This is a genomic window from Thermovirga sp. (assembly GCA_012523215.1).
Lineage (GTDB): Bacteria > Synergistota > Synergistia > Synergistales > Thermovirgaceae > 58-81.
In genome coordinates this window covers 1-11,000 of record JAAYIZ010000125.1, presented here as the reverse complement: position 1 = coordinate 11,000, position 11,000 = coordinate 1, and the positions used below count along the sequence as shown (strand labels likewise).

General features: G+C 55.4%; 11 protein-coding genes. 4 read left to right on the top strand and 7 right to left on the bottom strand.

Annotated elements, in window-relative coordinates:
* From GX108_03535 to GX108_03510, 6 genes are all read right to left on the bottom strand, one after another.
* Window positions 1–322, bottom strand: a 322-nt coding sequence (locus GX108_03535; protein ID NLO56116.1) for an ornithine cyclodeaminase family protein, incomplete at its 3' end; no start/stop codon positions are given.
* Window positions 323–361: 39 nt separating this feature from the next.
* Window positions 362–1,360, bottom strand: coding sequence for an ornithine cyclodeaminase family protein (locus tag GX108_03530; protein NLO56115.1), 999 nt, complete (start codon window positions 1,358–1,360; stop codon window positions 362–364).
* 32 nt (window positions 1,361–1,392) lie between these two features.
* Window positions 1,393–2,979 (bottom strand): L-serine ammonia-lyase, iron-sulfur-dependent, subunit alpha, encoded by a 1,587-nt coding sequence (gene sdaAA / locus GX108_03525; GenBank protein ID NLO56114.1) that lies wholly within the window; start codon window positions 2,977–2,979, stop codon window positions 1,393–1,395.
* Window positions 2,980–2,996: 17 nt separating this feature from the next.
* On the bottom strand, window positions 2,997–4,091 hold the full coding sequence (locus tag GX108_03520) for a hypothetical protein (GenBank protein ID NLO56113.1): 1,095 nt from the start codon (window positions 4,089–4,091) through the stop codon (window positions 2,997–2,999).
* A 53-nt stretch (window positions 4,092–4,144) separates the two neighbouring features.
* Window positions 4,145–5,458, bottom strand: a complete 1,314-nt coding sequence (locus GX108_03515) for a TRAP transporter large permease (GenBank protein NLO56112.1) — start codon at window positions 5,456–5,458, stop codon at window positions 4,145–4,147.
* Window positions 5,459–5,460: 2 nt separating this feature from the next.
* Window positions 5,461–5,907 carry a TRAP transporter small permease gene (locus tag GX108_03510; GenBank protein ID NLO56111.1) on the bottom strand — a complete coding sequence of 149 codons (447 nt, stop codon included), beginning with the start codon at window positions 5,905–5,907 and terminating at the stop codon, window positions 5,461–5,463.
* Window positions 5,908–6,390: 483 nt separating this feature from the next.
* Here GX108_03510 and GX108_03505 point away from each other — a divergent pair, with 483 nt between their 5' ends.
* From GX108_03505 to GX108_03490, 4 genes are all read left to right on the top strand, one after another.
* Complete coding sequence (locus GX108_03505) at window positions 6,391–7,137, top strand: FadR family transcriptional regulator (protein NLO56110.1); 747 nt, start codon at window positions 6,391–6,393, stop codon at window positions 7,135–7,137.
* An 8-nt stretch (window positions 7,138–7,145) separates the two neighbouring features.
* Entirely contained in the window at window positions 7,146–8,348 is a 1,203-nt protein-coding gene (locus tag GX108_03500) for an aldo/keto reductase (GenBank protein NLO56109.1), read from the top strand.
* 359 nt (window positions 8,349–8,707) lie between these two features.
* The gene (gene alaE / locus GX108_03495; protein NLO56108.1) at window positions 8,708–9,199 is read left to right on the top strand and encodes an L-alanine exporter AlaE; all 492 of its coding nucleotides are present in this window, start codon (window positions 8,708–8,710) and stop codon (window positions 9,197–9,199) included.
* A gap of 34 nt (window positions 9,200–9,233) precedes the next feature.
* The gene (locus GX108_03490; GenBank protein NLO56107.1) at window positions 9,234–10,478 is read left to right on the top strand and encodes a Zn-dependent hydrolase; all 1,245 of its coding nucleotides are present in this window, start codon (window positions 9,234–9,236) and stop codon (window positions 10,476–10,478) included.
* Between the two features lie 45 nt (window positions 10,479–10,523).
* Here the strand turns inward: GX108_03490 and GX108_03485 are convergent, their stop codons facing one another.
* Window positions 10,524–10,733, bottom strand: a complete 210-nt coding sequence (locus GX108_03485) for a DUF2905 domain-containing protein (GenBank protein ID NLO56106.1) — start codon at window positions 10,731–10,733, stop codon at window positions 10,524–10,526.
* Between the last annotated feature and the right edge of the window lie 267 nt (window positions 10,734–11,000).

The window sequence follows — 11,000 nt, the reverse complement described above, 5'->3', positions numbered from 1 at the left end:
CGGACAGGAATCTACCATCCCTGGGGTCAACGAGGAGGATCATCCCGCTTATGTAGGGCAATCCCTTCTTCGGATTATCTTCCCATCCCCCTATAAACTTGATCCCTGCTGACTCAAGCCAACCGATATAGGCTGGCATTGAGTTCATTCCGGCATGATAGGGTAGGCCGCTTTCGCCATCCCCCAGGTCGAGGTGCACTTTCGTGGGGTTGATGACCGATCCTTCGCCCATGCCCCGGAAGGTTTTCTCAACGGCGTCGATCACTTCAGCCATGGAAACCAGTTCGCCGATCTCTTTCTGCGTGACGAGTAAAGTTGTCATCCCTTCACCCCCTGTTAAGATATGGTATGGGACTATACCTTAAGCAAATTCGTAGCTTCCTCCGATTCCTTTCTCTTCGGCTTTTTTGAGAGCAATAGTAGCAACGGCTATGTCCATCGCCCCGGTCCCTATAGGAATGCAAAGAGTCCTTTCCGATGACGATCCCGGACCCTTCTTTTTCCCAGCCACGATCTCTCCTATCGTGGCGTAGATGCTCTTTTCGGTGATCTTTCCGGCTTCGCTCAGTTCCTTCAGGGCTCCCCGGTGCAGGCATTGTCCGACATGGTCCACGATGATCCTGTCGGCGTTGAGGATGTAGGCATCTTCACACTCCTGGTACGAACCCATGGGGAAAAGGATCCCACCGGGTTTAATCCAGGCATCCTTGACATACTTATCCTTGGACTGGGTCACGCAGACTACGACGTCGGCACTGGTTGCAGCCTCTTCCGGGGTTTTAGCTATGACGATCTTCCCCTGGACGGTATCCTTCATGTCTTCTGCGTACTTCCTGCTGGCCTCAGGAGAAATATCGTAGACGTGGACCTCGTCGATATGGAAAAGTTCCGCTATTGCCATGGTCTGGGTATGTCCCTGCATCCCGGCTCCGAAAAGTCCCAACTTCAAGGTTTTTTCTGGGTGGAGGTACTTCAGGGCTACCGCTGTCTGGGCTCCGGTCCTCATGTTGGTAATATAGGCACCATCCATGACGGCCCGGAAATTCCCTATCTTCGGATCGATGAGGAGGATCATGGAGGTGATGTAGGGAAGGCCCATTTTCTTCCTCTCCCCCAGGAAGCCACCCGCCCACTTGATCCCCGCTGAGTCCAGCCAGCCGATATAAGCGGGCATGGCGTTCATGAATCCCTCATAGGGTGGAAATTCCGCTGTCTCTCCAAGGTCGAGGCCGACTTTCGTGGGATTGACCACCGTCTCCTCTCCCATCCCCCTGAAGGTCTTCTCCGCCGCATCGATCACTTCCTTCATTGAAATAAGCTTCTTTACTTCTTCCTGGCTCAACAGCCTTGTTTTAAACATGCCATCCTCCCTCCAGTTTCTCTGAAATTATGTCAACGACAACCTTCCTTGCAGGAACTGCACCTGGAAAGCCACTCTTCTTTAAGACGTTTCGCTGTCTTTGTCACCCCCAGGCTCCCCTGGGTAGTGCCCCTGAGCTCTGGGGGCATCAGCTGCTGGACATTCCTCAGGGCATCGATCACTTCATCGGGCGGGATTACGCTCCTTATGCCGGCCAGCGCCATATCCGCGGAGGTGAACGCGTTGGCCACGCCTACGGCGTTCCGCTTGATGCATGGAATCTCTACAGGGCCGGCCACAGGGTCGCAGACAAGGCCGAGCAGGCTTTTCAGGGCAAGGGCCATGGCATGGGCCGTCGCCTCTGCCGTCCCTCCTCCAATATGTGCCAGGGCCGCGGCGGCCATCGCCGATGCCACTCCAATCTCCGACTGGCAACCCCCCAGGGCCCCGGAAATAGGCGCCTTGAAAGCCACCAGTGCCCCGTAGACACCCGCCACGAGCAGGGCGTTCAAGATGGCTTCGTCATCCAAAGACCTCTTTTCCTTTACAGCCGAGAGGACTCCCGGCAGCACCCCGCAGGAACCCGCCGTCGGGGCGGCACAGACCCGGCCCATGGAAGCGTTGACCTCCATGGCGGAGATGGCCTTCGCGACAGCCAGGGGCAGGATTGGTCCCGACAATGTGACCCCTGCATGGAAAGACTCGAGAAGTTTCTGCCCTTCATTGCCAGGCATCAGGCCGCCGACCATTTTGTTTTGGCCCGAAAGCCCGATTTTCGTCGAATCTTCCATGACAGACCAGGCGCGGGCGAGTTTCTCCCTGATTTTTATCCTGCTCAACCCGCTTCGTCCCGTCTCATAGGTTTCCATGACCTGGAGCAACCCGCTTTCCCTGGAAAACCGGACCATCTCCTCCACGGTGCTGAAAAGAGCAGGACCGTCGATTTTACCGTAATCGTAAAGTGCCGGCAGGCGGCTTACCTCCAAAACACCCTTTGCCTTTCCCAGCCTCTCAAGCACGGTTTTTTCCGGCAGGGCGAGGGGTTTGATCACGAAAAGTCTCGCTCCTCCAGGGGTTTCCGAAAGGAAAGGTTTATCCCTGAACTCAATGGCCGCCGCCTCGGCGGGGAGGTCCGTGCCGGGTTCAGCGAGCAGCAGGACCTCGTCGTGCTTCCCCCTCAGCTCCACGGGGAAACCATCGATGAAGGAGACCAGGATCTCTCCGCCACCCAGGGTGATGCCTTCCACGCGGCGCGTTTTCCCCTCGCGGGTTTCAAGTTCAATTTCTATCGTGTTGGGGTTTTTCGCTTCCAAGGAAAGGGTCCGGACATGAACATCGAGGTTTTCCCTTTTTGCCCTTTCAAGGGCTTCCCTTATGCCCGGGGCGTCGACATCCATGCCGAGGAGCCCAGCGACGACCCCCGAGTCGGTCATGTGTCCCTTGTAGGTCTGCGCCAGGGGGCCATAAAAGGTTACCACAGCCCTGACCACGGTATCACCCGCGATGTGGCGCGCCATAAGGCCCAGGCGGACAGCCCCGGCGGTGTGCGAACTGGAGGGTCCCGTCATGACGGGGCCCAAGATGTCGAAAATGCTTCCCGGTACTTCGAGAACAGCCATCCATTCCCCCTCCTTGGTTATGCCCCTTTCACCAGCTTTTCCCTTATGCTTTCGATCCCGGCGGAGCGGAATCCCATCTTTTCCAATGTCCGCCCTTCGGAGAAGTAATCCTTGTCGTTGATTTTCCCTGCCAAAAGAATGATGCTCTCGATAACGGGACAGGGTACGCCGAAAGCCCGCCCGAAAGAGGCAACCGGTACGAGGAGATAAGGCACGTCTTCCATGAGATAACGATGGGTCATGGTTTTCGGAGCGTCGGCGCCATGGCCACCGTAAACATTGCTTCCCTGGAGCACTTCGAACAAGTTGTTCCCCTCCAGGTTGTAGGTTTCCTTGAGCCACTGGATTTGGGGTTGCAGTCGTAACCCAAGGATCCTCCCTATCGAGATCCTCTCTTCGTCGATAATTTCAGATATTTTGCAGACTGACGGGGTCATCCCATCGGTATAAAAACGAAAATCCCCCTCCCGCGACTCTATCAGCCCAGTATTGAGAATCATGGTCGAGCAGTGGAGCACCATGTTTAGGTTGGAAAAACTTGTCTCCAGAACATTGGACATTTCGACGATGTCAGTGGGGAACATATCTCCCACGGCCTGGATCAGCTCTTCGTTCCTTTCGGATGGCAAGGCAGCCATGAGGACCTTTGTCTTGATTCCCCAGATGTCCACAACGCCGGGTTCAATCTGTCTGCAGGCATAGGGGAGGGTATTGGTCTCCCCCAAGAGGATCCCTTCTTTTTTCCCGGCATCCAGCCAGTTAACGGCTTCCAGGGAGCCGAAGTTCCCCGGTATGAACAGCACTTTCATCCCTTCATCAATATAAGGGCCTGCTTTATCGATGATGGGTTTCTGGGCGAAAGCCGGCGCGGCGATGTAGACGATATTTGCTCCCGCCAAAGCTTCGTCGGCGTTTGTGGTAGCTTTTTCGAGTTTACCGAAGCCTTCAAGGTTACCTCTCAGTTCAATCCCGCCCCTGCCTTCTATGACGGAGACTTTTTCTCCGAAGTCGGGATGCTCAAAAAGCCTCACACTGTAACCTTTGAGCGCCAAGTGACCCGCCAAGGCCTGGCCGCCGTTCCCAGCTCCCAACACGGAAATAACCGGTTTCATTTCACCACGCTCCTCGCTACCAGTAGATCACCAACAGGGGAACCCTGTTTATCTTATTTAACATAACCGAGGGCCGTCGGCAGCCACATGGAAAGCGGGGCCCAATAGGTCGTGAGAAAGACGATGGGGATATAGGCAATGATCAAAAAAATCAGGGTCGGTTTGAGGATATCGGTGAATTCACATTTGCCTACCCTCATCCCGAGGTAGAGGATGCTGGCATAAGGAGGAGTGACGCCGCCCATGGCGAGGTTGGTTCCCATGATGGCCGCCAGTTGGATTGGATTCATACCCATCTCCCGGACAAGGGGGAGGAGGAGAGGGGCAATCAGGATTATCCCCGTAATATCGTTGACTATCATCCCCACGAAGAAGAGAAAAATATTGATGAGGAAAAGAATCAGCCAGTAGTTCTCCGTTAAACGGAATACCACCTGGACTAGCATCTGGGGAACCCTGAGCATAACGAAGGTCTGGCTCAGGATCAGGGTAAAAAGGATCATCGTCATTATGGCTCCCACCGACGTCGCCGATTCCCTCACCATGGGGATGAAATTCCTGAGGTTCAGCCCTTTGTACACCCAGAACCCTATCGGAAGGGCCATAATAGCGGCCACGGCAGCCGCTTCAGTGGGAGTAAAAACTCCACCGTAAATCCCACCCAAGATCACGAAAGGAATAGAAAGGGCCGGGATAGCCCTGGAGAAACGGGCGGGCATTTCCTTTCTTCTTTCATTATGTGTTTCGAGGTCTTCCAGGATAATACCGGGCATCTTGCGGACCCATACGAGGTTGACGACCGAGAGAGACAGGGTGATCAGTAGCCCTGGCCCAACGGTGGAAAGGAAGCACGCCAGGATCGACGTTTCAGTTACCCATCCGAAGATGATCATGGTAACGCTCGGCGGTATCAGAAGTCCCAGGATCGAAGAAACAGTAACCAGGGCGGTCGCATACCCCCTGGGGTAACCCTGGGCCACCATCCGGGGAACCATTATGGGCCCGGTGGCCGCTACACCAGTGAAGCCGCTGCCCGAAATGGCTCCGATTATGGCGCAGGTTACTGTACTAACGACACCCAACCCACCCTTGATCCTTCCTACGAACAAATCCACGAAATCTAAAAGCGTGTCAGCAATTCCGCTGTTCGCCATCAGGAGTCCCGCGAAAATGAAAAGAGGACTGGCCAAGAGAACCATGGCGATCATCTGGTTGAATCCCCACATCATCATGCTGGCCATGGATACGTTCCCGAAAAGGGTCAAAAAAAGCAGGGCACCCCCAAAACAGAAGGGCAGGGGAACACTCAGGATCAAAAGAAGAACAAGGATCATAACATCGAGAAGTATTACTGTCGTGAGGCTCATGGTTATTCCGCCTCCTTGCTTTGCGGAGCAGCCTTGAGGCCAAGGAAGTCGTCTCCAAGTTCCACAGCGGTGTAGAACGCCATCAGGGACAGACAGACAAAGAGGGCGCTTTCCCCAAAGAAGAGGGGGATGTAAAGAAGGTTACTGAGTTTCCATACCCTCAACGAATATTGCAGGTATTCAAAAGCCCAGTAGGTAAGCCACAGGCATACGCCAAGAGAAATGGACGATTTGAGAATTTCCAGTAATTGGAGCGCTAGCGGGCTCTTTACGTAAACGTTGATTACATTACACTCGATATGAGTCCTTTCCATTGAAGCGCTAGCTCCTCCCAGGAGGTAAAGCCATATTGCCGGGAAAAGCAACAGCTCCTCTATGCCCATGAGCGGAGCATGAAGAACATACCGCATGATTACCTGCACAAAGACGAGGACCGTAACTCCCAGCATCAGGATGAACAACACAAACCCCTGAATTTCGTAGAGCGTAGACCAGAGCTTTTTTGCAGCATCTTTTGCAGACATGATTTCCCTCCCCCTTGGTTGAACTTGAGTGGATGCGACGGATCATCTTCTTAAACTTGAAAATATTATTGTCCTATTGTAGGATAATTCGCAGTACCACAACAGCGTAACAAATGGGCATACTGTTGTCAATATACCCTAGTGGACCCGAAGAAGGGACTCGAAAGACTCAAGATAAGGCTTAACAGAGCCCTCACGAAGAAGAACAGGGATCTCCCTGAAAAAAGGAAACAGGCTCAGGCAATGTCGCCTAGTTCCTTCCTGAGGCAACGGGCACAAGAGAAAAGATCGTCAAGGAGGGGTCCACTTTATTAAAATTGAGGCATTGACGGACTCTCATTTATAATAAGAGAAAGAGGACAGGAAATGATCAAACCCGTTGTGCGTTCAACCCTTTACGAATCGGTCTTGGAGCAGATGTTGACCTCTATTGAGAGAGGTTACTGGGAACCTGGCGGCCGCATGCCTGGAGAGAGTGCGTTGGCTTCAAAGTTCCAGGTGAGCCGCAATTCAATCAGGGAAGTAATGAAGTCCCTTGCCTTCTTTGGGATAGTCGAACCCCGTCCAGGGAACGGCACTTTTCTCTCCCCCAACGCTTTGAGGAATATCCACAACACGGAGCTTGTTAAGCTCATTTCAGGACGATCCTCGCTCATCGAGCTGATGGAGGTCCGTCTCCTTATTGAAGCCCAGGCGGCATACTGGGCTTCGGAGCGAGCGACAAAGGAGACGATCGCAGAACTGGAGGCAATCCTCAGGGAGGAAAAACTCCTGCCGGAGCCGGATGTAGACCTCCACGCGAGGTTTCATGACACCATAGTGAAACTTTCGGGCAATAAGCTCCTGATTCAGCTTTATAACTCGATCAGGGCGGAGATTTCGATTCAGAGGAAAAAATTCAAGGAATGGCCCGTCGAGGAGCTCCGTAAATTTTCCATTGAACACGCCCAGATCCTGGACAGAATCAAGAACAAGGATCCAAAGAGCGCAAGAGACCTGATGCAGACACATATCATGGATAGCCTCTGGAAAATTCTAGAAAATGGAAAGGAACCTCTTTCAAGAGGACTTGACCCCCGAGGCGGATTGAAACCTCTAACCGAAGAGACTGATAGACCTGGGGAACGGCTGCGGCGGTCCTTGAAGAAAAGGTGATAATCGCGATGCTCTACCGCAAAGTTCCGAAAAACGGCGACGAACTATCCATATTGGGTTTCGGCTGCATGAGGCTACCGATGGAGGATGGCCAGATCGACGAGAAACGGGCCACTGCCCAGATCCGGTATGCCATAGACAGAGGTGTCAACTATATTGACACCGCCTGGACCTACCATGAGGGAGAGAGCGAGAGCTTCCTGGGCAGAGCGCTACGGGATGGCTACAGGGAGAGGGTGAAGTTGGCCACGAAACTGCCTTCCTTCCTGGTAAGGTCCCGGGAGGACATGGACCGTTTCCTAGAGGCCCAGCTCGAAAAACTGCAGACCGACCATATTGACTATTATCTTATGCATACCCTCACCGGCTCTCTCTGGAGACGGCTTGAGGCTCTGGGAGCGAGGAATTTCCTCGACAGGGCCAGGGCCGACGGAAGGATAATGAACGCGGGGTTCTCCTTCCACGGCCTCGGGGCGGATTTCGCCCCCATCGTCGACGCCTACAGATGGGAATGCTGTCTCATCCAGTACAACTACCTGGACGAAGAGAACCAGGCCGGCACGGGGGGGCTCAAGTACGCCGCATCAAAGGGCCTTGGGGTCTTCGTCATGGAGCCGCTCCGAGGCGGGAACCTGGGTTTCCCCGAAGCGCCGCCTTCCGTCGCCGCCCTGTGGGACGAGGCCCCCGTCAGGAGAACCCCCGCAGAATGGGCCCTGCGTTGGGTCTGGGATCATCCTGAAGTCGTCGTGGCCCTCTCTGGCATGAACGATGAAGCCCACATCGAGGAGAACCTGGGGACAGCCGGCGATGCCCTTCCCGATTCGCTGACTCTCGAGGAAAAAAGCCTTGTCAAGCGGGCCGCCGCCAGGTACAGGGGAATAATGAAGGTCAACTGTTCCGGCTGCGGGTACTGTATGCCCTGCCCCGCAGGAGTGAACATTCCCGCCTGCTTCGAGATCTACAACAAGATGCACCTTTTCGGCAACCTCGAGGAGGGGAAGGATTCCTACGTGATGAAGACGAGCGGCGTTTTGCAGAGGAGTGAGAGCGGTTTCGCCTCCCAGTGTGTGGAGTGCGGAAAGTGCTTGGGGAAATGCCCCCAGGGCCTCGATATTCCCCTCCTGCTGAAGGATGTCGCTGCAGAACTGGAGGGGCCGGACCTCGAAGACAGGGTCCGCGAAATGGCCCGGAAGAGGAACATCATCATTTAAGCGGCGGGATCTCTCCCGCCGCTTTTTTACGGAAACCAAGTAAAAGTCTGATGATCTTGATCTACTATCCTGGATGCCGGAAGGACCCTGCACCTGGACAGCATTGAAGGAGGCGAGAAGTGGGAAAGGATGGTCCAGGATAAGGGTATCCTCTTTGCCAACCCATCGAATTCCCTTCCTGCCCGGATCGAAGAATTTAGCCCCGATGCCATCGCGCCGATCCTGATTTGACAGGGCGGCCCTTCCCGCAGGGATATACGTTGAAATCCTGGCCTTTGTGACCGGTTCTCATATAGTATCAATGGGATGGTTTGAACGTTTCGGAGGGCAATCTCGGCCATTGGGAAAGGAGCGAAGCCTTGACGGAAAATACCGGAATGGGACGGTTCGCGGAGGATAGGCTGGTCGTGGCGATGGCGGATATAACAGCCATGATGATCTTTTCCACGGCCCTCTGCATGATGATCGAGATCTTCATCGCCAGGCTTACGTTTTTCCAGTCCGTCCAGGCCAGGATCGCCGCCATACCGGTCAACCTGATCACGGGGCGGCCCTACGGCTGGTTCAGGGACAGGCTTTTCAACTTCCTGGGGATCGACCGGACCGTGCCGCTGAAGATGATCGCCGGCGATACCCTGGCCTTCGTCATCTTCCAGGTGCCGCTTTACGTCGTCGTACTCCTCTTCGCGGGTGCGACCTGGAGCCAGATAGCGGTATCCTCGGTCTTCATGTCGCTGATTTTTTCCCTCGCTGGTCGGCCTTACGGCATTTTCCTGGATTTTTGCAGGGGCTTGTTCCTCCGTATCCTGAGATCCCACCGCGAGAGGAAAGCGGGAGCGGGGCCCCGGTAAACTCGGATCGGGGAAGAAAGAGGAGGATAACTCCATGAAGACAAACCTCGACAGGATCCGAAAAGACCTTGAAAAGCTAGCGCTCTTCAACGCAACCCCGGGGAAGGGGCTCACCCGTTTTTCGCTCACGCCCGAGGATCGCGGCGCCCGGGATTACCTGTCGGGCCAGCTGAAAGAGCTCGGCGTCGGTGTTTACGAAGACGCCGCCGCAAACCTTTTCGGGAGGAGAGAGGGCAGCGACCCTTCCCTGCCCCCTATAATGATCGGCTCCCATTTTGATTCCGTCAGGCATGGCGGCAACTTCGACGGACAGGCCGGGGTGGTCGCGGCCCTTGAGGTCCTCCGTTGCCTGGAGGACAAGAGTGTCCGGACGGCCCACCCCATCGAGATGATCGCCATGATCGAAGAAGAGGGCGGGCGTTTCAGAGCCGGCTTTCTCTCTAGCCGGGCCATGACCCTGGGAATCACCCAGGAAGAACTCCGGGAGCGCAAGGACGAGGATGGTATCAGCCTGGCCGATGCCATGGCCTCCTTCGGCTTCGACCCGGCGAGGATCGCCGAGGCAAAAAGGAGGCCCGGTGAAGTGCGTGCTTTCCTGGAACTGCATGTCGAACAGGGTCCGGTGCTTGAAAAGGAGGGTTTCGAAGTGGGCATCGTTTCTAGCATCGTGGGGACCGACCTTACGCGCGTTACCATCGAAGGGCGCCCGGACCATGCCGGGACGACACCCATGGGCATGAGGCGCGACGCCCTCAAGACGGCGGCGGCCGCCATTGGGAGAATTCCATCCCTTGCCGTTGAACAGGTTGAGGATACCGTGGCGACGGTGGGCTCCCTCGTCGTCAGGCCCGGGGCTACGAACGTCATTCCCGGCGAGGTTGAGTTCACCCTGGACATCCGCTCTCTCGATGCCTCCTCCATCGAAAGGGTGAAGAACGGGTTCAGAAAGGATCTCGCCGATACTTCCCAGGCCGACGGTACGGTCTGCCGGTTGGATCAACTCCTCAAGGTGGAACCCGTGAACCTGGATGGAGGGATACGCCGTGTACTCCAGGATCAGGCTGATGGGCTGGGCTTTTCCTGGCGTACCATGACCAGCGGGGCGGGACACGACGCCATGGTAATGGCTCCCTTTTTCCCCACGGGGATGGTGTTCGTCCCGAGCAGGGGGGGCCGCAGCCACTGCCCTGAAGAATGGACGGACTACGAGGACCTTCAAAAAGGCGTTGAACTGGTCTATCATGCCGTGATAGCCATCGATAGCCTGGGGAACCGGTGATAAAAGAGTCTTTGTGACGTGGGAAGACCCCCCTGAAGCGTCCCCCTATCTCCTGGAGAGCAGGTTCATCACCACCGTGAGGATCAGGCTGACAATGACCATCGAGGTTATAGGTATGAAGACCTTTGTCCGCCCCGTCTCGTAGCGGATGTCCCCGGGGAGCCTGCCGAACCAGGCTAGGAGCCAGGGGGCGAAGTGAAGAGCCAGCCCAAGCAGCAGCAGGACGCCGCCGGCGGCCATAAGCCATCTTGCCATTTTGGATCCCTCCCGTGAAGAAGGTTAACCTCAAGGCCCCCCAGCTTTCAAGATCGGACTCAATATCGACTCCGGCTATTGACGAAAGGGAATAGAGAGGTTATCTTCTTCATCAACTGATCCGTGCGATTCCAAAGGAGGAACACTGGCATGCAGGTTTCTGCAAGAAGGATGACCCGACCTAACCCGTGCGTTCCGCCCAGGTCCCGAAAGAGCCCTTCCCGGGAAGGTACGGTCTTGTCCTGATCCAGTGATCCGTTCAGCCTT

What these genes read in the sequence shown, in the direction of transcription:
- GX108_03530 (NLO56115.1), bottom strand. Translation starts at nt 1,360, where the DNA reads ATGTTTAAAACAAGGCTGTTGAGCCAGGAAGAAGTAAAGAAGCTTATT.
- sdaAA (NLO56114.1), bottom strand. Translation starts at nt 2,979, where the DNA reads ATGGCTGTTCTCGAAGTACCGGGAAGCATTTTCGACATCTTGGGCCCC.
- GX108_03520 (NLO56113.1), bottom strand. Translation starts at nt 4,091, where the DNA reads ATGAAACCGGTTATTTCCGTGTTGGGAGCTGGGAACGGCGGCCAGGCC.
- GX108_03515 (NLO56112.1), bottom strand. Translation starts at nt 5,458, where the DNA reads ATGAGCCTCACGACAGTAATACTTCTCGATGTTATGATCCTTGTTCTT.
- GX108_03510 (NLO56111.1), bottom strand. Translation starts at nt 5,907, where the DNA reads ATGCTGGGAGTTACGGTCCTCGTCTTTGTGCAGGTAATCATGCGGTAT.
- GX108_03500 (NLO56109.1), top strand. Translation starts at nt 7,146, where the DNA reads ATGCTCTACCGCAAAGTTCCGAAAAACGGCGACGAACTATCCATATTG.
- GX108_03490 (NLO56107.1), top strand. Translation starts at nt 9,234, where the DNA reads ATGAAGACAAACCTCGACAGGATCCGAAAAGACCTTGAAAAGCTAGCG.
- GX108_03485 (NLO56106.1), bottom strand. Translation starts at nt 10,733, where the DNA reads ATGGCAAGATGGCTTATGGCCGCCGGCGGCGTCCTGCTGCTGCTTGGG.